We start from the raw sequence: 23,502 nt of genomic DNA, 5'->3' as shown, positions 1-23,502 counted from the left end.
CGCGATCTTTCGCACACGGCTGCTGAGCTATTCCCTCCGGGGATTTCTGGGTTACGCGCGCGCCTCCTGCATGGCTCTGATGATCCGGGCGTTTTCCAAAGCGATCACGCTTTGGGCAGCAAACATCTGGGCGAGCCGGGTGGTGTCATCGGAAAACGGACGGACCGTTTTCCGGTAAAGCGCGAAAGCCCCGACCAATTCGTCTGCGGCCATCATCGGAATGGCGACAAAGGATCGTGCCCCACCCAAATCAGCAGTGGCATAGCGCAAGGGATCGTCGGTTCTGTATATGGCCTCCGACTTGACATCGAAAATATTGATGACCTCGCGCTGCGCATCCATCCGGCCAAGCCCTGTCTGAGCGCCTACGGTGAACCACCCCTGATCGTCGAACCATGTTTTGAACTCAGATGGAATTCCGAGCGTAAACGTCGCGTGAAACTTCCCCCGATACCCGTATTCGAAGAGGATTCCGAACTCGGCGTCGCAAAGCTCGAGCGCATACCGCAGGATCAGGGGCATCACGGCGTCAAGATCGCCTTTCCCGGCGCTGATGATGCGCAACACCTCGATGAGGGCCTTTTCCCGGCTGATCGCTTCTTCAAGGCTCAGCGCCAACTCCGACATCACCGCTGTGATTTCGGACGGGTTTCGGGTGTGCGCAGCTTCGCCATCCAGCCGCGTTGCCAGTTCCTGCTTCGAGGACACTTCCAGCTTGCGGTAGATGGTTGCCAGATGCGTGCGCACCGTGGACGGGGCAATGTTCAGGGTGTCGGCGATCTTCTGATAGGTCGCGCCACTTGCGTAGGCTTGCGCGACTTGCAACTCCCTTGGGCTAAGCTCGACGTGTTCCAAGTTGGGCCGTGCCTCACTGATGGTTATCCGGTGTCAGTGTGCGCATGGCCGCTGCGACGCGCAATCCTGAAAATGCTTCAATGGAAATACTGCAAGGGTGAGGCATTTTTTACAGCATCTGCACGATACCGGGCGTATCTGGTGCCGATCTAAAGTGATCCTGCAATCACCTGCATGGAGCACTCTGCGATGTCACATTGTGAAACTGCAAAAGCCTTCTTTGAGGCCTGCGAAACCGGTCAGGGATGGGAGGCGTGCAAGCCCTTCTGCCACGATGGTGCGACGTTTTCCTGCCAAGCTGATGCGCTTGCTGACACGAAAACGCTTGCAGACTATGCCGAATGGATGAAGGGCCTGCTGACGCCTGTGCCGGACGGGCGCTATGTGCTCAAGGCCTTTGCCTTTGACGGCGCGCATAACGCTGCAGTCGCGGCTGCCGAGTTCCACGGAACACAGACCGGTGATGGAGGACCCGTGCCACCTACCGGCAAATCAGTCGTTTCCGACTATGCCTACGTCATGCACTTCGACGGGGACAGGATCGTTCACATGACCAAGATCTGGAACGACGTGCATGCCCTGCGCGGACTTGGTTGGACGTGATGCGCTGGCGCATCCTGGCACTGCTGTTTCTGGCCCGCATCGGACTTGGGTTTCAGTTTCAGACAGTGGCGTCTGTAGGCGACGACCTCGTCGTCGCCTTCGGACTCGACTATGCAGGTATAGGGCTCCTCATCGGGCTCTTCATGGCTCCAGGATTGGTGCTGGCCATACCCGCAGGCTATTGGGGACGTTTTGTTTCGGACCGCATCATGGTGGTGATGGGTCTGGGCGCTTTGGCCCTGGGCGGGGCCGTGTCGTCCTTGGCAACAGAAAGCTGGGCCATCGGTCTGGGCCGCATCTTTGCCGGAGCCGGGTTTCTGTTCACGACGCTGTATTTCACAAAAATGGTGGCGGACTGGTTCGAAGGCCGTGAAATCGCGACCGCCATGAGCATCCTTGTCATGTCTTGGCCATTTGGCATTGCCATGGGACAGGTCGGCCACGCCTGGCTTGCGCAGGCTTACGGGTGGCAGGTTCCTTTTCAGGCGGCCTCGGTTTACTGCCTGTTCGCGGCGCTCGGAGTTCTTCTGTACTACAGGCCGCCACACGATTTGCCGCCTGCACAGGGTGGCTCGGCCGTTGCCCTAACGGGTCAGGAGTGGCGTTTGGTTGTCTGTGCGGCGTCCGCGTGGGGCATGTTCAATGCCGCTTATGTGACGTACCTTTCGTTCGGACCAAAGGTTCTTGAAGAGCTTGGTCAATCTGCCATCGCTGCCGCTGGTATCGTCAGCATCGGAAGCTGGCTGATGATCTTTTCCGGCGCGGTGTGCGGCCAGGTGGTCGACCGTTTCGGCGGCCGGAATGCCGTTTTGGCCGTTTGCATGGGCGGGGCTGTTGCTTCTCTCATGCTGCTTGGCGTGCAAGGGGGCGGGCTGGGCGCGAGCGTGCTTTTCGGTCTGATCGGCATGGCCCCGGCCGGCGTCATCATGGCAATGGCGGGCCAGGCGATGCGACCTCAAGTGCGGGCGTTCGGAATGGGCATCTTCTTTACGGTCTACTACGCGATCATGCTGGTCACGCCCCCGATAGCGGGCGCAATCCTGGATGCGACTGGGAATGTGCAAGGGCCGATCTGGCTGGCCATCGTCATGTTCGCCGCGGTAATCCCCTTGGGCCTTGCTTTTCAATATTTCAAAGGCCTCCCGTTTGCGGGTCTGGAAAGGAAAGTTGGATGAGGAGTGTTCGGAAAACGGTGTTCATTCGCGAAGTTATCGCCGCAGATGAAATGGGCAGATCATGTGATACGATCATTCGCGTCGCCGCCGCCGCTGTCTTCAAAAACCCTTATGCCGGGATCGATCAACAAGATCTGTCTCAGCTTTTCGAGGTGAGTGCGGAACTTGGCCAATCCTTGGTACACGACCTTATGAACATGCTGAGTAGGCCACCTGTTTGCTATGGCAAAGCAGCTCTCATCGGGTCGGCCGGCGCGATGGAGCATGGTGCCGCTGTACTTCATCCCGCCCTTGGCAAACCCGTTCGAGCAGCCATCGGTGGCGGCAAGGCTCTTATACCGTCAAATCACAAGGTCGGCCCATTGGGCGGGTGCATTGACTTGCCGCTTGGGCATAAGGACGAGCCTTGGTCGTTTGATCACATCGATACAATGACGCTTTGCGTACCAGATGCACCGCGGGCAGACGAAATCGTGCTGTGCATTGGTCTCTCAGACGGAACCCGTGCAAACCCGAGAGCTGGAAAAGGCCCAACCCAATCTTAACATTTCAAATCCTTCGCATTGGCACCGCATTGCGGTCATTTGCATAAGTCGCAGCAATGGCCAAAGTGGTCTCTTTTCGGACTTTACCCGCGCTCTATCCGAACAAACGCTGTGGGCCAAAAGGGGCTTTAAATTGGGTGCCAAATGAACTTGCGCGATTTGCGAAAGGAAGTTGCGCGCTACAATTTCAGAGCGATTTTCAGCTCCGCAACAATGCAGCTGTCAAAAGTTCAACAATTACAGATTGTTAAAACCAAATGATGGCGGAGTGGATGGGTTTGGAATCCAACGCTCTCCACCTCCTAACCCATTGATTTTGCATAACTGAACCGCGGACTCTAAACCTAACTGGCACGAAAGGGGTCTGGAATCCAAACGCACTCAATAATCGCGGAGTGTATCATTGCGGCGCTCAGCACTGTGTTACGCCGCCAGTCACGAGGATCAACGGGCGGCGGCTCAGGCCCTATCACGGCCGCTGCCCTGACTTGATGCCGGCGTCTTCTGGTCTGCGCTTTTTTGGCTTCCGTGAGCGGGGTGCCAAAATGTAAACTTGGCCCATCGAGTTGATTTAACGAAGTTTTTAGATTCAGAACTCGAGCGCGGCAAGATAAATTAGACCTTCTCTCTCCTCCTGTTCTTACTGTCCCAGTTCTTCATGCCCCGCCACAACGCACAGGTGCGGCTACTGAGGACCCACATCGACATCCTGCGGGTCCGCATTCCGGCCAACGGGATCGACTACATCCTTCGCACTTGGGTGCGCCACTACAACACCGAGCGGCCACATCGCGGAAGTGACATTGGCAACAACGTGCTTCAGATCGATTTTCGGCCCGCACGTGACGGGCCTGTCTGCCGCAAGAGCCAGCTGGATGGAATCATCACCACTTACACATGCGAAGCGGCGTGAGGGCTCGGCTTGACCAACCTCTGAGGTCAATGGCACGAGAGTAGCGACATGATCATTGTATCCAGCGAGTTTCTGGAAATTGCCTCTTCTTCAACGCGTTGCCCCTCGCTTATATCTTGGCACCCCGCTCAAATTGAGCTGCTGGAAGGACGCGAACCAAGACGAGCCGTCGAGCAGAATGAAACGCGCGAAGTCGGGACCCTGCGCTCTTAGATACCCTTGGGATCGGTGACCGACTGTATACCCGCCGGAAAACTCATGCTGCGCCCTTGTTCACTTGTTCCAACGCCGCCGTGTAGGATGCCGCTTGCATAGCTTCATAGAGGGCAAACTCATCGATCACGCGCTTGCCAAGGGCGGCCTCAAAAGAAGAGCGGCTCGACGCGGCTTGGCTGTCAGTGCGCGCCTCGTCGCCAAGATTTGATTGGAAAATACCTGCGGCACTGACGGGTAAAAAGTCTTCGTAAATAATGGGACTGAGGGTTAGGGCACCCGAATCTAGCAAAGCCTGTAGACCCTCGCCCTTAACTGCCCCATTTCCCGGCGCATACTTAAAGTAGCCGAGGTCCTGATCGTGAAGTTCGCGCCATGTGTCGGGGAAAGCTTTGAACACGTCTTCTAGCTTTGCGACGTAGTCCGCCGCGTTGGAGCCGTCAGCAGCTGGCAGTATTTCGGCACGAACGTCTGCCAGAAGCTGATCGTAAAGCGCGCGACCTTTCGGGGTCAGCGCCACGCCACGTTGTTCGATTTCACCAAAACGTGCTGTGTGCTGTCCCTCTTGCCAGCCGCCGTCCACGGGGAAGCGGATCGCCTCGTTCAGCGCCTTGAACGCGGTTTGCCGCAACAGGATCGGACAGGCGCGGCGCGGCGGGCCTTCGACGATGGCTTTTGCGGGCAGGCCGTGGGCCAACATTTCGGCCTGGGCCGCGTCAATATCGAGCGTCCGCGGCGTCAGATGGTTGATATGCGGCCCTTTGAACGAGACGACATCCGCAATCAAACGGTGTGCTGCGATCAACTCGTCAAAGGTAGCATCATCGACGCAGGCTTCTGGATGCCAGCGGAATGTCTCTAGAACCTCGGTAACAAAGCGCGATGCATCCTCGGCCCCGAGCCCACCTTCAGCTTCGGCTTTTTCTGTCAGTCGAATTGCATCATCGGTAAAAATACAGCGGCGGGCAAGCGTTGCGGCGGCCTTATCCCGCAAGACTTCATCCTGGATCAGTTCAAGCCGCAACAGCGACGTAAAGACACGAAACGGGTTTTCGGCCAAAGCCTCCCGCCCAATAGGGCGAAACGCGGTAGAATGCACGGGTACGGAAGCAACAGACAGATCGTAATAGCCGATGGGCTCCATCCCCATGACAGCGAACACCCGCCCCATCATAGCCAGTTCTTCGGCGGTACCCAACCGGATCGCGCCGTGGCGTTCGGCGCTGATGCGGTTGGTGTCTTCGCCAGGCGTCAAGGCAAGCGCATTGTCATCGCGGTCCAGAACGCCTGCGTTTACCTGCTCGACAATCCTGACGAGAGTGCCGTAGGCGGGCACCTCCGTGCGGTACATCTCCGACATTGCCGCCGAGAAGTCGGCCCGAATCTGGCCCGGGGAAACCGTCATATTGTGGTCCTTTGGCGTCTAAATGCGCCCGTTCGTTAAATGTGTGAGCGCCGCGCCGGTCTCGTAGTAGAGGCCCTTGGCGGCAGCGTAGGGTTCAGATTGGGCATCATGAATCGACAGAGGCGGGTCTCCGGTGCCAAACGCCCCAAAGATCATCCGCTCCGCCCGGTCAGTGGCCGTGTCGGACCACAGACCATCGGAGCACGGCGCGGTTCTCATATCTCGAACGAGATGCCTTGGGCGAGCGGCAACTCGCGCGAGTAGTTCACCGTGCTGGTCTGGCGACGCATGTAAGCGCGCCATGCGTCAGATCCGCTTTCGCGCCCGCCACCACTTTCCTTTTCGCCGCCAAAGGCCCCACCGATCTCCGCTCCGGACGGGCCGATATTGACGTTCGCGATGCCGCAGTCAGAGCCTTGCGCCGACAGGAAATGCTCGGTCTCGCGCACATCGGTTGAGAAGATGCAGGACGAAAGCCCCTGCGGCACGGCGTTCTGCATCGCAATGGCGGCGTCGAGGTCAGAGTACTTCATGGCGTAAAGGATCGGGGCGAAGGTCTCTATATGCACAACGGCGCTTTGTTCAGGCATTTCGACGATCGCGGGGAAGACATAGGCCGCATCGGGGTACTGACCGGTCAAAGCCCGGGCACCACCATGGACGGTACCGCCTTCGGCTTTGGCCTGCTCCAACGCTTTTTGCATCGCCGTCATGGCTCCGGCGTCGATCAGCGGGCCGACAAGGGTCCCGTCTTCCAGCGGGCTGCCGATGGAAAGCCCCTCGTAGACTTTGGTCAGGCGTGGGATCAGTTGATCGTAGATGTCTTGATGCACGATCAGGCGACGTAGCGAGGTGCAGCGCTGGCCTGCCGTACCCACGGCGGAAAAGACAATCGCCCGCACGGCCATTTCCAGATCAGCCGAAGGCGCCACAATCATCGCGTTGTTGCCACCCAGTTCCAGGATGCTCTTGCCCAGACGCTTCGACATATCTGCCGCAACCGCCTTGCCCATGGCCACGGAGCCGGTGGCCGAAATGAGCGCAACATCGCGCGAGGCTGTCAGAACCTCGCCCAAATCAGGCTCTCCGATCAGGGTCTGGATCAGGCCATTGGGCGCATCTTCGCCAAAGGCGGCCATGGCACGCTCACAAATCTTCTGAATCGCCAGCTGTGTCAGCGGTGTCTTTTCCGAGGGCTTGGCGATGACTGGATCACCGCAGACCAGCGCCAGTGCGGCGTTCCAACGCCACGGCGCAGCGGGAAAGTTAAAGGCGGTGATAATGCCGCAAATACCGATGGGGTGCCATGTTTCGCGCATCGAATGCCCCGGACGCTCGGATGCGATGGTCAAACCGTAAAGCTGCCGCGACAGGCCGACAGCGAAGTCGCAGATGTCGATCATCTCCTGCACTTCGCCCAGTCCCTCCTGATAGATCTTGCCGCATTCCAGCGACACGAGGCGGCCAAGGTTCTCCTTTTCGCGGCGCAGCTCTTCACCCAAGATGCGCACCAGCTCGCCCCGGCGCGGTGCGGGCACCTTGCGCCAGACGTCGAAGGCATGCACCCCCTTGGCAATCGCAGCCTTTGCGTCTGCAACGGAATGCATCGGGACTTGCGCAATTTCGCTGCCATCAATAGGTGTGGTGACGGGAAGCATGCCGCCGGTGGTGTCTGCCGCGATCAGGCCGCAGGCGTCGAGAATGTCTTGGTATTTCATCAGGCTGTCCTTTGGTTCGAGGCCAGGCCTTGAACAGCCCGGGTCAGGCGCGCGCAGCCGTCTTCAAGACTGGCGCGTGCATATGCGTAAGAAAGGCGGAAATGCCCCGGCAGCCCGAAGGCGCGACCGGGCACGATGGCAAGGCCCGTGGTAGCAATCACATAAGCGCAAAAGTCGGTGTCGGTTTCCAGCCGAGCGCCGTCCGGGGTGCGGAGGCCAAGCACCGCCTCGCAGGACGGAAAGACATAGAGGGCTCCGTCAGGCACCGAGCAGGTGAAGCCGGGTATGGCGTTCAGCGCATCCACAACAAAATCCCGGCGGTCGCGGAAGGCGTCGAGCCGCTCCGTAATGTGGCTTTGATCCCCGGTCACCGCTTCCAGCGCAGCCGCTTGCGAGATCGAGCAGGCACCCGAGGTGATTTGCCCCTGCACGGCGATCATTGCCTGGATCAGTTCGGTCGGAGCAATGGCCCAGCCGATCCGCCAGCCCGTCATCGCGTGGGCCTTAGACACGCCGTTGATGATGATCGTCCGATCCGCTAGATCGGGGCACGCGTTGCAAAACGACGTAAATGGCGCGTAACAGATCAGGTCGTAGATTTCGTCAGACGCGATCCAGACATGGGGGTAGCGTGCCAGGACTGCCCCAAGCGCAGCCAGCTCTTTGGCAGTGTAAACGGCGCCCGTCGGATTGGACGGCGAGTTGAGCAAGACCCAGCGCGTGCGCGGCGTGATCGTGGCCTCAAGCTGTTCCGGCGTCATCTTGAAACCCGCGTCGGCACCACAACGCAGGAGCAACGCTTCACCGCCCGACAGGGCGATGATGTCCGAATAGCTGGTCCAGTAAGGAGTCGGCACAATCACCTCGTCACCCTGGTTCAGCGTGGCCAGAAACATATCGGCCAGAACCTGTTTCGCGCCGGTGGCGACGATTACGTTTGCCGCGGCCACACCCGCCTTGTCGGCAATGGCCGGCCGCAACGCGGCGGTCCCGGCGGTTGGCGGATACCGCGTCTGTCCTGCCTGCATCGCCCTGTACGCGGCATCGCAGATATGCGCAGGCGTCGGAAAGTCGGGCTCGCCCGTTCATAATGCTAAAACGTCATGGCCTGCGGCACGCATCCGCACAGCCTCTTCTGAGATCGCAACAATCTCCGAAAGCTCGATTCCGTTAATTCGATCTGCTTTCTTAAGCATTTTCCGCTCCTATTGCAGATCGTTTTTGACATGTCCGCTGATCTTATGCGAAATACAATTATCGAATAACATATACCAAAAATTCATACCTATGCCGCACCCAAAGCGCTTCCTGCCCCCGATGACCGCCCTACGAGCCCTGGAATCCTTTGAACGGACCGGGAATGTCTCGCAAACCGGGCTTGAGATGGGCGTGTCCCAAAGCGCGGTCAGCCGCCAGCTCAGGCTGCTCGAAGAGTATCTCGACATGGCGCTCTTTATCCGGGACAAGAGGAGCATCAAGCTGGCCCCGGCCGCCCGCGACTATTGCACGCAAGTCCGCGGCGCGCTTGAACAGATCGGCACAGCGAGCCTGCGGCTCAAAGCGAACCCAGCCGGCGGTCAGCTGAACATCGCGATACTTCCGGCCTTTGGTGTGCGCTGGCTGGCGCCGAAACTGCCGGATTTCGTGGCAAACCATCCAGAGGTGACCGTGAATCTCAGCACCCGGCTGAGACCTTTCGACTTTGCAGCAGAACCGTTTCACGGTGCCATCCACTTTGGCCAGTGCGATTGGCCCGATGTCGCCTACCAGGAACTCATGCGGGAATATGTGGTGCCCGTGGCATCGCCCGATTTGGCAAAAACCTTGAAGGGCAGTGCGCTGAAGGATCTACTGTCGCTGCCAATTCTGCACCTCGAGACACGGCCGAACGCTTGGGAAACCTGGGCTCAGACGACGGGGGATGAGCTCGAATGCCCTACCGGCATGCTGTTCGATCAGTTCGCTTCGATTATTCAGGCGGCCATCCATGGCATGGGAGCGGCCCTGCTACCGACATACCTTATTGGAACCGAACTGAAGGATGGCAGGCTTGTCGCGCTTTGGCCCGAGAGCAGAACCAGCATTGGTGCTTATTACTTTGTCTGGCCAAAAGACGAACCAAGCTATCAACCCCGAGACCTGTTCGTAACGTGGCTGGCCAAGATCCGAGAGGACGCGGGACCGAAGGACATGGATCGTTGACGCCCTTAGACTAAGCCCGACATGGGGATTTCTGCATTAACCGTACCCCGCGGCGTTGGCCTGATGCCGGACAAGATGAACGCTGCATTCCGCGTGGCGAGCGATCTGCGCCGCATGGGTGCCGAGCGTGACATGGGTGCTTTCGCTGCGCATCGCATTCAAGACGATGATTGAAGCCTTCAACTTGGCGGCCAAGCGCAGCGATTGCTCGCCGATCCCGCCGCGCAGCACGTGGAGTGTCAGCTCCGCCCTCAGCCCGGAGACCAACGCCCCCAACTCGTCATGGGCGCGCGCGGCGGCAGCCTTCTGGCTTTCCTCGGATACGAAGGGTTCGACATAGCTGTAAAACCCGTATGGCATGACATAGGCGACATGAATGTCGCGCTCAGGAAAGAGGTCGATGGCATGACGCAGAAGGGCCCCGCCGCTCTCGGCATGGGCGATGTCGACAAGACACAGGATAGGACCCGTCACGGCACTAGTTCCTTTCGCTCAGGAGTTCGGGCAGCCAGGTTGCCATCTCGGGGAACATGAACAGGATTACGATGAACACGCCCATCACGCAAAACATCGGGAAGGAGGCGCGGCTGATGAAGCCCATATCTTTGCCCGTCATCCCCTGGAGCACGAAGAGGTTGAAGCCGATGGGTGGCGTGATCTGTGCCATCTCGACGACTATCATCACGTAGACGCCGAACCACAGCATGTCGAAACCCGCCGCGCGCACCATCGGCTCGATCACCGCCATTGTCAGCACGATCGAACTCAGCCCATCGAGGAAACAGCCCAGGATGATGTAGAAGAGCGTCAGGATCAGGATCAGCATGAGAGGACTAAGGTCCCAGGCCTCGATGCCCTCGGCCAGCGCGCGGGGGATGCCGGTAAAGCCCATGGCGAGGCTGAGGAAACCCGCGCCCATCAGGATCAGCATGATCATCGCATTGGTGCGCACCGCGCCGATGACGCTTTCGACAAGGCTCGACCAGGTGAGCGTGCGTTGGAGCGCAGAAAGAAGGATGGCCCCGAACACGCCAAGCGCCGCCGCCTCGGTGGCAGTCGCGATGCCGGCATAGATCGAGCCAATCACGGCCGCGATCAGACACAGCACCGGTAGCAGGTCCAGAAGCCTCCGGCCGATATTCGACGTGTCCACATCCGCGATTGGGTTGAAGGTCTTTTTGTTGATCATCGCCCAGATCACAACATAGACCATCATGCAGGCCGCGAGCGCCAGACCCGGGATCAGCGCCGCCATGAAGAGCTTGGAAATGCTCTCGTTCACGGTGACGCCGAAGACAATCATGGCAATCGATGGCGGGATCAAAAGGCCCAGCGTGCCTGCGCCCGACAGGGTGCCAACGATCATCTTTTCGGGATAGTTGCGGCGGCGCAGTTCGGGAATGGACATCTTGCCCACGGTCGCCACGGTCGCAGCAGACGAGCCCGAGATCGCTGCGAAAACCGCCGACGCGCCGATATTCACATGCAGCAGACTTCCCGGCAGGCCTTTCATGAACGGTGCGAGCCCGCGGAACAGCGTTTCGGACAGTTTCGTTCGGAACAGGATCTCGCCCATCCAGATGAAGAGCGGCAGCGCGGTCAGCGTCCAGGAAGATTGTTCGGACCAGATGGTCAGCGCCATCGAATCCCCGATGGGCCGCGATGTAAACAGCGCCATGCCGATGCCGGCCGTCGTCAAGAGCGCCGCCCCGACCCAGACGCCAAGCGCCAGAAGGACGAAGAGCGTTCCGACGAAAATGACGATGGCAAGTGTCTCGATCATACCTCGTTCACCTCTCCGCTCGCCGTTTCCGGATTGATACTGTCATAGTCGAAGAGCGCCTGAATCAGGCTATGTGTGACGGCAATGGCGAAAAGCGCGGAGCCCAGCGCCACGGGCGTCTGCGGGAGCCACAGGGGCGTGGCATCTGCGCCTTCGCTGCGCTCACCGAAAATGTAGGCGAAATACACCAGACGCCCCATGTAGCAAGCAAAGAACCAGACCACCGCAGCCATGATCGCGAGGCAGGCAATCTCTAGCCCGCGCCGCGCCCGGCCGGTGAAGCGCTGGATGATCAGGCCGACACGGATATGACCGTTGGACCGAAACGTGTAGCTGAGCGCCATGAACGTGCTAGTTGCCATCACGTAGCCGGCAAGATCGTTCACCCCGCCGAGATAGAGGCTGAGGAGGCGCGCCAATACCGAATAGAGGATAAGGCCGCAAAGGAAGACGAGCAGCACCGCGGCGCCGTACCCTGCAAAGGTGTAGACGGTGTCGAGACCGTTGGAAATGCGTCGCCACATGGTCGCCGATCCTTTTCATAGAAAGCCCGCGCACCGATGACGGGACGTCGGCCGCCCAACCAGGTTTGGATGGACGGCCAAGGGGAGACAGTTATTGGAGGGCGTCCACGATGCCCTGTCCTTGCGCGCCCGCGCGCTCCAGCCAGTCGGCGCTCAGTTCCGCGCCCACGGCCTGGAAGGCGGCCAACATTTCGTCATTCAGCGTGCCAAGCGTCATGCCATTGGCTTCGAACTGCTCCAGGTACCAGCCGGCCAGTTCCTCGGCGCGTGCCCAGCAGGTCGCTTCGGCATTGGCGGCGGCGGTTTCGACCACGCGCTGCGTATCGGCATCCAGCCCATCCCACATGCGCGCGTTCACGAACACCATGTTGCGCGGCAGCCAGGCCTGCACGTCGTAGAAGTAGTCGACATGCTCCCAAAGGGCGCGGTCATACCCCGTCGAACCCGACGAGATCATCGACTCGGCCACGCCGGTTGCGAAAGCCTGGCTCAGTTCCGCGGCCTCGATGGTGGTCGGCACCATGCCCAACCCCTCGGCCATGCGCGAGGTGGTGGCGTTGTAGGCACGGAACTTCAGGCCAGAGATGGCGTCCATGTCGGTCGCCTCGACAACCGAGTAAAAGCCCTGCGGCGGCCAGGGGCAGGAATAAAGGAAATGCAGCCCGGCTTCTTCCAGGGTCTCCTCAAGCGCCGGACGCGAAGCTTCGTAAAGCGCCATAGCACCGTCGAAGCCGGTGGCCAGGAACGGCACGCTGTCGATTTCGTAGATCGGGTCCTCGTTGGACAGCGCCGAGATCAGACGCTCGCCCATCGGTGCGAGGCCGCGGCGCACGGCACCGAAAATCTCGGAGCCCGAGAACAGCGAGCCGCCCGGATGCGTGACGATTTCCAGATCAGAGTTTGCGGTGACCTCGGCGGCGAAGGCAGCCGCGATCTCGGAATGGTAGTTGGTGGCCGAATAGGCCAGCGCCATGTCCCAGGTTTCGGCCTTGGCCGAGACCGCAGAAAGCGCCAGCGTCGATCCGGCGACGAGAGCCATATGCTTCATGGTGAATACTCCCCGTTGCAATACAGTTGCGTGTCGATTACATGACGCTAACAGAACTGTGCCGCCAACAAAGCCAAACTTTGTGACAACTCGGCAAAGTGCCGTGCCTTGCCAGCAATCCACCGAAAAAGACCGCTAAATCGCCGGGATTGCTGGAAAGTGATGCTTGGTGGATTGGATCGCGGCGGCACAATAGAGACCTGGCATGGGTCCAGACGTATCGGGTCTGCCAACGGGATGGGACAATTGAGACGGTGGTAGAACAGATGGGGCAGCAGTTGACGCGGCATAGCGACAGTACGGTGCAGCCGCCGACCATAGGTATTCTGTCGCTCGACACGAAGTTTCCTCGCCCCATCGGCGATGCGGGCAATCCGCTCAGTTACGCGATGCCTGTGCGGGTCAGGATCGTCGAAGGCGCCGACAGTCCCCTGATCGTGCGCGACGGCCTGCCTGGCGACGACATGCTCCGCCGTTTCGAGGAGGCCGCGCGCGGGTTAGAGGCCGAGGGCGCCGACGTCATCGTATCGACCTGCGGCTTTTTGGTGACCGCGCAGGCGCGGCTGGCCAGATCGGTGCGGGTGCCGGTGCTTCTCTCGGCCCTGTCGCTGGCGCCACTGGTCAAGGTCACGCGCCCCGGGCGGGTCGGCATCCTGACGGCCTCGGCCAAGTCGCTGGGACCGCACGTGCTCGCCGCTGCCGGGCTTGACGCGGCGGAGGTCGCAATCCGGGGCCTCGACGACGTGCCGGAGTTTCGCGACACGATCCTGGTGACGCGCGACGCGCAACCGGCAAATTTTGACCAGGCCGTCGTCGCACGCGCGGTTGGCGAACGCGCTGCGTCGCTGGCCAAAGATCATCCCGATCTATCCGCCATCATCCTGGAATGCGGGAACCTGCCACCTTATGCGGCGTCCGTCCGCGCCGCCACGTCGCTGCCTGTTTTCCACATCGTCGACGCGGCGAACGCGCTGGCCCAAAGCGGCGCCAGACCGGCAGTTTAAGCCGATCTTTCGTCGTAGCGGCTGCCGTTCTGGGTGTTCAGGAAGGCGCCGAGCGGGATGTCCTCTTGCTTGAGGAACCCGCTTGCGGGCAGGTGACCGTCACGCAACATCTCGATCACCGCGACGACCGAGGAGGCCGTGGTCCAGGAAATCGCCGTGCGCATCCGGCCGCCGATCTCGACGGGCCTGAGGGCGCGGACAAACTCGCGGCGCACCAGATCGCCATCTGCCGTTCCCTCCGCCGCGACATGGATATAGACCACGTCATCGCACACCGGCGGCTTGGCGTCGACAAGGATGCGGCCCGCCTCTTCTCGGCGGTCGCGCATCATCAACTCGTGGAAGAAAAAGTTCATCTGTTTGACGTGACCGGGATAGCGCATCGTCTTGTAGTCGATGTCGGACACGCGCCCGAGATACGTCTCACACATCGTGCCAAGCCCGCCCGAGGTGGTGAAGGCCTCCAGTTCGACCCCGCCGATAACGATCTTTTCAATCCATTCCATGGCTGAGACCATCTTGATCTGTCCGCCCTCCAATACCTCGCAATCGTTGAGATATTCGTTGACTACGCCCTCGGGCGACCAGTTGAAGGAATACCCCATCAGTCCCGAGGGATGCTGCGGCAGGGCGCCCACCCGCATCCGGCAGGATCGGCAGGTATCGAGCGTCTCGATCAGGTGCGCGCCGACAATCCCGACGAAACCCGGCGCCAGCCCGCATTGCGGCGCCATCAGACCGCGCGAGGTCGCAGCCATTTCACGGATCGCCTTGGTGGTCGCCACGTCTTCGGTGAGGTCGAAGTAATGCGCACCAAGCGCGTGGGCCGTCCGCGCAACGGCGGCGTTCAGCGCGAAAGGCAGGCAGGACAGGACGGCATCCATCCCCGACAAGGCGCGGTCGAGCGCCGCCTCGTCGCTGACATCAAGCGTGTTGCACTCAAGACCGGCAACAGATGGTGGTTTGGCATCGAAGCCCACCGGCTGGAACCCCGCCTCCTGCAACAGCTCGGCCGCGAGCCTGCCCACCTTGCCTAGCCCCAAAACGGCAATCGTTTTCATCTGGTCATTTCCGTTTCGTTTCGGGTCGTTTCGTATCGGGACCGCCGGAAACAGCGGCTGGGCCAGCCTAACTGGCCAGCGTCAGGTGCTTGGCCGCGCACATGTCCTGCCGGGCATGCCGGTCGAATTTGGTGCAGAGCACGATGGTCACCTGCGTCTGCCGCACCCCGTCGAGACCGGCAAGCTCATCGACCAGCGCATCGATATCCTCGGCACAGGGCGCGGTGACGAAACACATCAAGGTGTGGGTCCCGCTGACCGTCATGCACTCCTGGATCTCGGGATAGCCGCCAAGCGCGTGAACGATGCCCCGACATTTCGACTGCACCACGTCCAGTTGAAGATAGGCCCGGGTCTGCATCGCGTCGCTGTCGGGGGTCAGCATCGCGCGGTAGCCCACGATGACGCCAGACTTTTCCAGCCGTAGAATCCTCTCATTGACCGTCGAGCGGGCCAGTTGCAGGCGCCGCGCTATCTCGGAGGTCGACATCCGCGCATTGGTACTGAGAAGGGCAAGAAGTTCTCGATCGATTGCGTCCTGAGCCCGTGTCATTTTTTACCCCTTTTCATTGAAAAGGGCATGAAGACACGAGTTTTGCCCTGACAAAACCTCTTGATTGCTCGGTTTATCATGATAAACGATCATGGTATGCGCCGTTTCGTGCCCTCTCTCGCTGCTCTGACCGCCTTTGAGGCGGCTGCGTCCTACCGCAATTTCACCCGCGCGGCGGAGGATCTCGGCGTGACGCAGGGCGCGGTGAGCCGGCAGGTTGCCGCGCTCGAGCAGCAATTGGGCGCCAAACTCTTCCGGCGCGTCGGTCCGCAGCTCTTTTTGACCGAGGCGGGGCGCAGCTATGCCACGGCCATCACCCCGATCCTCCACGCGCTCGAGGAGACATCCATTGACATCGTGCGCGGCCGCGGGCTTGGCAACACGCTCCAGATTGGAGTGCAGGATAGCCTCGGAAGCCAATGGCTGGTGCACCGCCTGCCCTCGTTCACGCGCTTCGCGCCCGAGATCGCCTATACCGTGCGCCCGGTCAGCGCGGCACCCAATTTCGTTGAGGACGGCGTCGATGTGGCAATTCTGCGCGGCACCGGCTCCTGGGCCGAGGCGCATAGCTTTCGGCTATTCCCCGAGACCGTGGCCGTTGTCGCCTCGCCCGCGATGATCCCAGTGGGCGCGCCGTTGAACCCCGACGAGTATCACCGATTTCCGCTGATCCAGAACGCCCATCGCCCCGATAGCTGGCTGCGCTGGCTGGAGGCCAAGGGGCTCGAACGGAAACACCCGATCTCGGGGCCGCGCTTCGCACAGACGTCGATGGTAATCTCGGCGGCGGTGGCCGGGATCGGGCTGGCAATCGCCCCCCTGATCATGATCGAGGACGAGTTGGCGACCGGGCGTCTGCACACCGCATTGGGGCCGCCGGTGCCCAGCGGCTTCAGCTATTACATCGTCTATCCGCTAAGCAAAGGCGACACGAGGCACACATTGGCATTGCGGGACTGGCTGCTGGCAGAGACACGCGCCCTGCGGACGGACGCGATCAGCGCGCCCGAATGAACCGGTCCGGCCGGAAGGGCGCAGCCGGGATCGGCGGCGTGCGACCTTCCATCAGATCGGCCAGAAGACGGGCGCTGCCGGGACCTGTCGAAAAGCCAATATGCTGATGCCCGAACGAGGCCCAGACGTTTGTCGCTTTTGGCATCGGCCCGATGGCGGGCCGACTGTCAGGCAGCGTCGGACGGCTACCTAGCCAGCATTCGGGGTCGATCGCCTCGCCCAGGTCGATGGCCTGGCGCGCGGCCCGTTCGGCCTGGTCCATCTGGCTGGGATTCGGGACAGCGTCCCGGGCCGATAGCTCGACCCCGGTGCTCAGCCGCAGGCCACGCGCCATGGGGGACAGGACGTAGCCGCCTGCGCTGTCATGCACGGGCCGCTGCAGCCCACTATTTGGCGCAGCGCCGACGCCGCCACAGAAATGCCGATGATAGCCCCGCTCGTAACCTAGCGGCACTTTGCACCCCATGCGCTCCACGAGGTCGCGCGCCCAGGGCCCGAGGCAGATCACCGCCCGGCCGCAGGTCAGTTCGTCGCCATCGGCGCAGCTTAGCTTCACCGCATCGCCATCGTTGCGGATGCCGGTGACCTCGGCCCGGACGATTTGACCGCCCGCTTGCGCGAACCGCCCTGCATAGGCCGCGACGATGGCGCCGGGATCGTCCACGGACAGGCTGTCGCGGACCCAAAGGGCGCGGTCGAAAACGGGCTTGAGGCTGGGCTCCAGGTCGGTGAGATCGGCTCTCGAGAGCGTCACCGTGTCGACCCCGAAAGCCGTCATCACCTCATGGAACGACCGGGCGCGGGCATATCCCGTCTCACTGCGGTAAAGCGTCAGCCACCCCGCATCCGACAGCCGGTGCAACTGCCCCACCTCGGCGATGCGCTCACGGTGAATGTCGATGGACAGCCGGATCAGCCCATCGAGCGCCTGGGTCGTCTCATGGAAAGTGGACGCCCGCGCATTGGCGAGAAACCCCAGCGCCCAGCCGGGGTTTTTCAGCAGATAACGCAGATCATAGCGCAGAGCGGCGCGCCGGTTGCCCAGAAGGCCCGGCAAGCTGCGCCACAGGCTGGGATTGTTCAGCGGGACCAGCGAGGATCGCGCAATCACGCCGGCATTGCCCCATGAAGTCTCGCGCCCCGGTTCGCGCCGGTCCAAAAGCGTGACCAGCGCACCGCGCGCCTGAAGCTCCAGCGCCGTGCAGACGCCAACCATGCCCGCGCCGATGACATGGACGGTCGTTCCGGCCAAATCCCCCGCCCCCTCTATGGGCCTCGTCTGTGAGCTTTGGGACAGGACCGCCACGGTGCCTCACAAGAAGGAGATATCGTCAGTTTCGAGCGCCAGTGGATCGCGGCCTTTCTTAGTCAGCCATGAATAGACCGGCGGCACGCGGTCCGCAATCGACTCGACATGCAGGTCGATGAAGCAGGGCCCCTTCCGCCAAGCAAAGGCCTCTGCGAGCGCGTCGTCGAACTGAGCGGAATTGGTCGCCGTCCAGGCCTTGAGGCCGAAGGCCTCGGCAATGGCCTGACCCTTCGGCGGGGTGAAGTCAACCCCAAAGCACTGGTTGTGGCCATTCAACCGGTGCAGGCCCTTGATCCAGCCAAATACGCCATTGTTGAAGAGGATCAGGATGGCAGGGACCTGCAAGCGCACAAGCGTTTCCAACTCGCCCACCGTCATCCCGAAGGAGCCGTCCCCGAAAAGCCCGATGGGCCGACGCGTCGGATCGGCCCGCCACGCCCCAACCGTTGCAGGCAGCGCCGAGCCGAGGCCGCCAAAGGCGCGCGGGATGGCAAAGCGCGTCGCGGGATCGTTGATCTTGAGAAACCGCGTCATGTAAGGCGTCGGTGTGCCCGCATCGGAATAGATCAACGACGCCTGCCCCGAGGCTTCCAGCGCCTCGTTGAAACAGCGCACTGCACGTTCGGGACGCAAGGGCTTGCTGTCGTCTGTCAGAAGCCGCCACGCGTTCTCCCAGAAGGTGGATCTGAGTGCGTTGAGATGGGTGATCCAAGGCTCGAGCCGCGCGATATTGTAATTCTCCGGCACAGCGGCCAGCATCTCCGAAAGCACGAGCCTAGCGTCGCCCGCAACCGACATGACGTTTTCGTAATTGTTCGCCATGACCTCGGGGTTGATGTCGATCTGCGCCACGCGCTTGTTCAGCGTTAGTTGCGGGAAGGTCCAGCCGATCGTCACCACCGAGCCCATGCGCGAGCCCACAAAGAGGACAAAATCGCTTTCCTCCATGGCGCGGTTGGCATGGGGATGATAGCCGTTGTCACCGATCACCCCAATCGACAGCGGATGGTCGTCGGGCATCGTGCCCTGCCCCGTCATCGTGGTGCAAACCGGCACGTTGAGCCGTTCCGACAGCTTCAGCACGTCGTCACCCGCGCAGGATCGGATCACACCGCCGCCGGCCACGATCAGGGGGCGCTCGGCGCGCGCCAAATGGCCCAGAAGGTCCTCCACCAGCCCCGGCGCAGGGCGCATCGGATAGGCCGGGAACGTCTTGCACGCCTCCTCGACATGGAGTGAGACCTTGGCCGGGTCGATTTCAGCCTTCAGCATGTCCTCGGGGATCTGCAGATGCACCGCGCCCGGCTTGCCGGAGCAGGCCGTGCGAAAGGCGCGCCGGATGATCTCGGGCAGTTTCTCGGGCGATTTGACCTGGACGCTCATTTTGGTGATCGGCTCAAATAGCCGCGCGCAATCCAGTTCGGTCAGCACACCCCGTCCTTCGCCCGGCAGCGGGATGTCGATGGTCAGCACGATCACCGGCACGCTGGACGCGTTCGATTCTGCAATCGGTGGCAAGGTATACATCGCCCCCGCGCCCGAGGGGCATTCCACGATGCCGGGACGGTCGGTGAAGCGGCCATAGGCGTCGGCCATGTAGCCAGCCGAGCGTTCGTCGCGCGCCATGACATGGGTAATCTCATCCTCGTGAAGCTGCAACGCCTCGTAGAACAGGACATTGGTGTCGCCCGGCACGCCGAAGATCGTGTTGACCCCGTATCCGATCAGCATCCGCGTCAAAAGCTCGGCGCCATTCATGGCCGCCCTCCGTGAAAGAAACTCATTTCGTATAGGGATACGCACCCGCGCGGGCGGTTGCTACGGTCAGATTGCCGATATTGAGACGCAAAATCCGTGAGTATGGTTGACCAAATCGCGAAGCTGTCGGTTCTGGTTCAGGAACAGGTCGAATGCCTTGTGTCGACGGACGATGAGGCCTTCAGGTCGAAGAACATCGCCGTGGCGGCCGCACCCGCCGCAGCCGCCCCCATCCTGATCCGCTCCCAGACCTCGACGGCGAGGTCCTTCAGGAGGGACATCGCCTCGCCAAAGCCACCCGCACCGGAGACGAGACGGGTGAACTGGTAGACGAGCTCGCCCGCGCCGACGATCAGCGCGCCGATGCCGGTACGGATCAGCGCTCCGCGCAGGACGACCAGCGCCGTGGCGAGGCCACGGACCGAGAGAGCCGCAGCGGCCATCCCCGCCACCCAGCGGCCCGCGAGGAAGGCGGCGAAGGTCGCGGCATAGATCGTCAGGCGGCCGATGCTGTCGAAGAGACCGCGGATCGCGATGCCGAGCGGACCGGTCCGGCTGGCCACCGCCGCCATCGCGTCGGCGACGGCTTCCAGCGCCGGAGCCGCGGCAACGGCCAGCTGGTTCGACAGCCTGCGCCAGATGAGCCCGAGCCGGGAGATCGCATCGTTCGTCCGCTCGATCTGTTCGGCATCCTGCTCGGAGACCACAACCCCGAAGGCGCGCAAGTCCTCCGTCGCCTCGCGCAGCGTCGCGGTGTCGATCCGCGACATGGCGATGGAGCCTTCCTCGCCGAAGAGCTGGCCCGCAACGGCGGCGCGTTCGGCCACGGGCACGAACTCCTCGATGGCGGCGTTGATCGCGCCGACGCGCTGGTCCAGCGGCAGGGCGATCAGCTCGTTGGCGGAGAGTCCCAGCCGGTCCAGCGCGTCGGCAGCGGGACCGGTCCCGGCGGCCGCCTGGCTGAGACGGCGCGTCAGATCCTTGGTGGCTTGCTCGATGCCGGACATCGACACGCCCGCTAGTTCGCCAGCCCGCTCGAGTGTCTGGATCGAGGCGACGGTGGTGCCGAGGGACTGCGCGAGCTTCGCCTGCGCATCGACGGTCTGCAGACCGGAGCGGATTATTGCGACACCGGCCGCCGTGGCCGCAGCCACCGCAGCAGCAGCGGCCACGCGCACCCTTCGCGAGAAGGCCGCGAGCCGGGCATTGGCCGCTTCCATCTCGCGGCTCAGCCGTCCGAAGCCGCGCGAGCCGGCCTCACCGACACCTTCCAACTCGGCGCGCACCTGCCGTCCGCCCACGGCCGCGAGGCGGACGATGACGCGTTTCTCGGCCATCGGTCAGACTCCTTGCTTTCGCCGCATGGGCGTCTTACGTTTATGCCATCGATCAAATGAAGGTATGACCATGGCCGAGACCGCGACCCTGTCCTCGAAGTTCCAGATCTCGATTCCCAAGGCGATCCGGGCCGCCCAGCACTGGGAGGCCGGTCTGACCTTTGCCTTCATCCCAAAAGGCACGGGCGTCCTGCTGGTCCCGGTGCCCAAGCGGGAGGCGCTGAAGGGGCTCGCGCGCGGCGCGTCCGCCACTGATTATCGCGACCGGACGGATCGGTTCTGATGATCCTCGTCGACACGTCGGCGTGGATCGAGTGGCTCATCGGCTCGCCGACCGGCGAGAAGCTGTCCGAACATCTGCCCGAGCAGGGCGAATGGCTGGTCCCGACAATGGTCCAGTTCGAGCTGGCGAAATGGCTGACGCGCGAGGTCGGCGAGGACAAGGCGGATCAGGTCATCGCCTTCACGCAGGTCTGCCATGTGGTGCCGCTCGACACTGAGATCGCGCTGGCGGCGGCGGAGTCGTGCCGGGAGCACAAGCTCGCGACTGCCGACGCGATCATCTTCGCAACCGCCCGCGCACAGGGCGCGACGCTCCTGACCTGCGACGCACATTTCGAGGGACTGCCCGGTGTCAAGCTGATCGAGAAGATCAAGGCCTGACCTCCGGGCCGCCATTCGCGCTCAGTTCCTCGTTCAGCTTCCGGACCATCACCGCTTCGATGACGGGCAGCAGTTCGGCCATGGCGAGCGGCGGCACGCCGAGGGCGTCACCGAGCGCCAGCGCGGCGGACATGTCCCAGCCGATCACCGCGCCGGGCAGGACACGCAGCTGCCCGCCGAGGCGGCCGACAAGGTCCCAGACCTGCCATCCCTCCGGAGTTTCCGGACGGTTCAGCCGCGCCGGGCAGTCTTCGCACGCCCTTTGGCAGGCGTCGCAGTAGCGCTCGCCCCCGCCGAAGGACCACTCGGCGAGAGCGCGGAGGCGTTTTTTTCCTGCTCCAGCAGCAGACCCTTGGAGACGTAGGTCAGCTGGAACGCCTCGAAGATCGGCCAGACGTCGAGCAGCGCGTCGATGGCAACGGGGCTGGGATCAATGGGCTTGCCGTCCGCATCGCCGATGCCCTCCCAGCCGAGCACCGCCCGCCGCGCCAGCGCCTTGGCGAAGGCCACAGCGCGTTCCTCGTCCGATGCGTCCTCGGGCACCGCTTCCACCACGGGGTCGCTGCGCGTCGCCACCATCAGCGCGGTGGTCAGCGGGCGCAACTGCACCCGGACGCCGGGCGCGAGATCATGCCAGCGCGGTTCATTCGTCAGGTCGAGCGAAAGCATCAGTACACCTCGATGTCGTTGATCAGGGTTGCGGTGCAGATCCGGCCGACCACGCTGTCGCGGGCGGCCTGCCAGTCGAAGGTCGCCTGCACGCCCTGCGGCCCCGAAATCTCGATCCGCGGGCGCGGCTGGTAGACGGCGTGCACGGTGAACGTGAAGCTCTCGCCCGAGGGCAGGACGTAGGCGAACTCCATCTCGCAGGCCTCGCTGTTGATCGCCTGCCCCACCAGCGTCTGGTCGGCGAAGCGGACCTCAATCCGGCCGGTGAGCGCGGCGATGGACGGGTCGGCGCCGTCGATGCGGCCGTCGCTTCGAATGGTCTCGATCCGGTCGAGGTTGTTGGCATAGGTGATCTCGGCCGAGACGACGTTACCGAGTGCGGTGCCGTTCCGGGTGTCCAAGAAAGCGTGAAGCTGATCCGCGGCTTCATCGTCGTGCAGACTCACCGACCGACCAGTCCGGAGGTGACACGCGAACTAGTCGAGGCATGGTACCGAGACCGAGCCCACATCAAGTTTCCGGAGCGGATCGAACTCTGTCTCGGCCTGTTCCCGGATCCCGAGGCATTCAGGCCGATGGGCCTTATCGTACGTCAGACCCGGCAGCGATGGGGGTCCATGTCACCGGCCGGACGTTTGCTACTCAATCGTCGTCTTGTTCAGGCCCCTGTCGACGCCATCGACTACGTGATCACCCATGAACTCTGCCATGTGGCCGAGCCTCATCACGGGGCAGCATTCTTTGACCTCCTCGACAAGGTGATGCCCGATTGGGAGCGTCGGAAGCAAAGGCTCGAACGGGCCATGGCCTGAGAAATTCCGAAGCCGGTCGCAACAGACGCTAACGCGACTCCAATCCAAGCAATTTCGGACGCTGGATTTTCTTTTTCTCTTACAGAGGCTTATAAGAAATTCACCAAATTGGCTCAGTCATGAGGTCCGGAGAATATGGGCCTTGAGAGACCGCTTCCGGGGTCCTCGCGCCGCAGCCGGTGAACAGCTCCTCCTGCATAACCCTCGAATACAACGGAAAAATCCGGCCGCAGCCGAATGGGGAGAACGCTTTCGCCGGGGCAAGTGGCGGAGGAAGTGTAACAAATACCGAACTCTCTCCCGTGCCAGTGTCTGCCGCCGCGTGACGGCCGCGAAAC

Annotated in this window: 26 protein-coding genes and 1 pseudogene; 10 read left to right on the top strand and 17 right to left on the bottom strand. The window is 62.0% G+C overall.

Annotated features, from left to right (window positions below; all coding sequences use genetic code 11):
• Positions 1–51 precede the first annotated feature (51 nt).
• Positions 52–855, bottom strand: coding sequence for a LuxR C-terminal-related transcriptional regulator (locus JM93_RS00195; protein WP_145340047.1), 804 nt, complete (start codon positions 853–855; stop codon positions 52–54).
• A 189-nt stretch (positions 856–1,044) separates the two neighbouring features.
• Between JM93_RS00195 and JM93_RS00190 the strand changes: the two genes are divergently transcribed.
• The 4 genes from JM93_RS00190 (at position 1,045) to JM93_RS00175 (ending at position 4,091) form a co-directional block, all read left to right on the top strand.
• Complete coding sequence (locus tag JM93_RS00190; RefSeq protein ID WP_145340046.1) at positions 1,045–1,458, top strand: nuclear transport factor 2 family protein; 414 nt, start codon at positions 1,045–1,047, stop codon at positions 1,456–1,458.
• Positions 1,458–2,633, top strand: coding sequence for an MFS transporter (locus JM93_RS00185; RefSeq protein ID WP_145340045.1), 1,176 nt, complete (start codon positions 1,458–1,460; stop codon positions 2,631–2,633). The genes JM93_RS00190 and JM93_RS00185 overlap by 1 nt, the downstream gene beginning before the upstream one ends.
• The gene (locus JM93_RS00180) at positions 2,630–3,178 is read left to right on the top strand and encodes an amino acid synthesis family protein (RefSeq protein WP_145340044.1); all 549 of its coding nucleotides are present in this window, start codon (positions 2,630–2,632) and stop codon (positions 3,176–3,178) included. The genes JM93_RS00185 and JM93_RS00180 overlap by 4 nt, the downstream gene beginning before the upstream one ends.
• A gap of 658 nt (positions 3,179–3,836) precedes the next feature.
• A complete protein-coding gene (locus JM93_RS00175) occupies positions 3,837–4,091 on the top strand; it encodes an integrase core domain-containing protein (RefSeq protein WP_208994840.1) in 255 nt (84 codons plus the stop codon).
• A gap of 256 nt (positions 4,092–4,347) precedes the next feature.
• Here the strand turns inward: JM93_RS00175 and hglS are convergent, their stop codons facing one another.
• From hglS to JM93_RS00155, 4 genes and pseudogenes are all read right to left on the bottom strand, one after another.
• On the bottom strand, positions 4,348–5,709 hold the full coding sequence (hglS, locus tag JM93_RS00170) for a 2-oxoadipate dioxygenase/decarboxylase HglS (protein WP_145340043.1): 1,362 nt from the start codon (positions 5,707–5,709) through the stop codon (positions 4,348–4,350).
• Positions 5,710–5,727: 18 nt separating this feature from the next.
• Positions 5,728–5,928, bottom strand: coding sequence for a hypothetical protein (locus JM93_RS00165; protein ID WP_145340042.1), 201 nt, complete (start codon positions 5,926–5,928; stop codon positions 5,728–5,730).
• A complete protein-coding gene (gene amaB, locus JM93_RS00160; protein ID WP_145340041.1) occupies positions 5,925–7,427 on the bottom strand; it encodes an L-piperidine-6-carboxylate dehydrogenase in 1,503 nt (500 codons plus the stop codon). Before amaB ends, JM93_RS00165 begins: the two co-directional genes overlap by 4 nt.
• Positions 7,427–8,500 (bottom strand): annotated as a pseudogene (locus tag JM93_RS00155) (pyridoxal phosphate-dependent aminotransferase); the annotation flags it as partial. The gene amaB and the pseudogene JM93_RS00155, both read right to left, overlap by 1 nt.
• A 244-nt stretch (positions 8,501–8,744) precedes the next feature.
• Between JM93_RS00155 and JM93_RS00150 the strand changes: the two are divergent.
• A complete protein-coding gene (locus tag JM93_RS00150; RefSeq protein ID WP_208994838.1) occupies positions 8,745–9,629 on the top strand; it encodes a LysR family transcriptional regulator in 885 nt (294 codons plus the stop codon).
• Positions 9,630–9,665: 36 nt separating this feature from the next.
• On the opposite strand, the gene JM93_RS00145 is transcribed toward JM93_RS00150, so the two are convergent.
• From JM93_RS00145 to JM93_RS00130, 4 genes are all read right to left on the bottom strand, one after another.
• A complete protein-coding gene (locus tag JM93_RS00145; RefSeq protein ID WP_145340039.1) occupies positions 9,666–10,103 on the bottom strand; it encodes a universal stress protein in 438 nt (145 codons plus the stop codon).
• 4 nt (positions 10,104–10,107) lie between these two features.
• Complete coding sequence (locus JM93_RS00140) at positions 10,108–11,412, bottom strand: TRAP transporter large permease (protein WP_155197405.1); 1,305 nt, start codon at positions 11,410–11,412, stop codon at positions 10,108–10,110.
• Positions 11,409–11,936 (bottom strand): TRAP transporter small permease subunit, encoded by a 528-nt coding sequence (locus tag JM93_RS00135; protein WP_145340038.1) that lies wholly within the window; start codon positions 11,934–11,936, stop codon positions 11,409–11,411. Before JM93_RS00135 ends, JM93_RS00140 begins: the two co-directional genes overlap by 4 nt.
• Positions 11,937–12,027: 91 nt before the next feature.
• Positions 12,028–12,984: a TRAP transporter substrate-binding protein gene (locus JM93_RS00130; protein ID WP_208994836.1), complete on the bottom strand. Its 957-nt coding sequence runs from the start codon at positions 12,982–12,984 to the stop codon at positions 12,028–12,030.
• Between the two features lie 254 nt (positions 12,985–13,238).
• On the opposite strand from JM93_RS00130, the gene JM93_RS00125 reads away from it, so the two are divergent.
• On the top strand, positions 13,239–13,988 hold the full coding sequence (locus JM93_RS00125; RefSeq protein ID WP_145340037.1) for an aspartate/glutamate racemase family protein: 750 nt from the start codon (positions 13,239–13,241) through the stop codon (positions 13,986–13,988).
• On the opposite strand, the gene JM93_RS00120 is transcribed toward JM93_RS00125, so the two are convergent.
• On the bottom strand, positions 13,985–15,049 hold the full coding sequence (locus tag JM93_RS00120; RefSeq protein WP_145340036.1) for a saccharopine dehydrogenase family protein: 1,065 nt from the start codon (positions 15,047–15,049) through the stop codon (positions 13,985–13,987). The genes JM93_RS00125 and JM93_RS00120 overlap by 4 nt on opposite strands.
• Positions 15,050–15,116: 67 nt before the next feature.
• The gene (locus JM93_RS00115) at positions 15,117–15,602 is read right to left on the bottom strand and encodes an Lrp/AsnC family transcriptional regulator (RefSeq protein WP_145340035.1); all 486 of its coding nucleotides are present in this window, start codon (positions 15,600–15,602) and stop codon (positions 15,117–15,119) included.
• Between the two features lie 96 nt (positions 15,603–15,698).
• Between JM93_RS00115 and JM93_RS00110 the strand changes: the two genes are divergently transcribed.
• Positions 15,699–16,616, top strand: coding sequence for a LysR substrate-binding domain-containing protein (locus JM93_RS00110; protein WP_170230453.1), 918 nt, complete (start codon positions 15,699–15,701; stop codon positions 16,614–16,616).
• Here JM93_RS00110 and JM93_RS00105 read toward each other — a convergent pair.
• From JM93_RS00105 to JM93_RS00095, 3 genes are all read right to left on the bottom strand, one after another.
• Positions 16,600–17,868 (bottom strand): NAD(P)/FAD-dependent oxidoreductase, encoded by a 1,269-nt coding sequence (locus JM93_RS00105; RefSeq protein WP_208994835.1) that lies wholly within the window; start codon positions 17,866–17,868, stop codon positions 16,600–16,602. The genes JM93_RS00110 and JM93_RS00105 overlap by 17 nt on opposite strands.
• Positions 17,869–17,928: 60 nt before the next feature.
• The gene (locus JM93_RS00100; protein ID WP_145340033.1) at positions 17,929–19,683 is read right to left on the bottom strand and encodes a thiamine pyrophosphate-binding protein; all 1,755 of its coding nucleotides are present in this window, start codon (positions 19,681–19,683) and stop codon (positions 17,929–17,931) included.
• Between the two features lie 137 nt (positions 19,684–19,820).
• Positions 19,821–21,020, bottom strand: coding sequence for a hypothetical protein (locus tag JM93_RS00095; protein ID WP_208994834.1), 1,200 nt, complete (start codon positions 21,018–21,020; stop codon positions 19,821–19,823).
• A 64-nt stretch (positions 21,021–21,084) separates the two neighbouring features.
• On the opposite strand from JM93_RS00095, the gene JM93_RS00090 reads away from it, so the two are divergent.
• Together JM93_RS00090 and JM93_RS00085 are read left to right on the top strand one after the other, a co-directional pair.
• On the top strand, positions 21,085–21,303 hold the full coding sequence (locus tag JM93_RS00090; RefSeq protein ID WP_007427722.1) for an AbrB/MazE/SpoVT family DNA-binding domain-containing protein: 219 nt from the start codon (positions 21,085–21,087) through the stop codon (positions 21,301–21,303).
• Positions 21,303–21,683 (top strand): type II toxin-antitoxin system VapC family toxin, encoded by a 381-nt coding sequence (locus tag JM93_RS00085; protein WP_145340032.1) that lies wholly within the window; start codon positions 21,303–21,305, stop codon positions 21,681–21,683. Before JM93_RS00090 ends, JM93_RS00085 begins: the two co-directional genes overlap by 1 nt.
• Here the strand turns inward: JM93_RS00085 and JM93_RS21875 are convergent.
• From JM93_RS21875 to JM93_RS22050, 3 genes are all read right to left on the bottom strand, one after another.
• Complete coding sequence (locus JM93_RS21875) at positions 21,673–21,843, bottom strand: DUF7697 family protein (protein WP_425280807.1); 171 nt, start codon at positions 21,841–21,843, stop codon at positions 21,673–21,675. The genes JM93_RS00085 and JM93_RS21875 overlap by 11 nt on opposite strands.
• A gap of 71 nt (positions 21,844–21,914) precedes the next feature.
• The gene (locus JM93_RS00075) at positions 21,915–22,352 is read right to left on the bottom strand and encodes a hypothetical protein (RefSeq protein WP_145340030.1); all 438 of its coding nucleotides are present in this window, start codon (positions 22,350–22,352) and stop codon (positions 21,915–21,917) included.
• Entirely contained in the window at positions 22,352–22,798 is a 447-nt protein-coding gene (locus tag JM93_RS22050; RefSeq protein WP_244300729.1) for a phage tail tube protein, read from the bottom strand. The genes JM93_RS00075 and JM93_RS22050 overlap by 1 nt, the downstream gene beginning before the upstream one ends.
• Here JM93_RS22050 and JM93_RS22045 point away from each other — a divergent pair.
• Positions 22,760–23,164 carry a M48 family metallopeptidase gene (locus tag JM93_RS22045; protein ID WP_244300728.1) on the top strand — a complete coding sequence of 135 codons (405 nt, stop codon included), beginning with the start codon at positions 22,760–22,762 and terminating at the stop codon, positions 23,162–23,164. The genes JM93_RS22050 and JM93_RS22045 overlap by 39 nt on opposite strands.
• Positions 23,165–23,502 lie beyond the last annotated feature (338 nt).

Source organism: Roseibium hamelinense (assembly GCF_007830545.1).
GTDB classification, from domain to species: Bacteria; Pseudomonadota; Alphaproteobacteria; order Rhizobiales; family Stappiaceae; genus Roseibium; species Roseibium hamelinense.
Note: the sequence above shows the minus strand (reverse complement) of the source record. Positions and strands in the feature narration are given on the sequence as shown.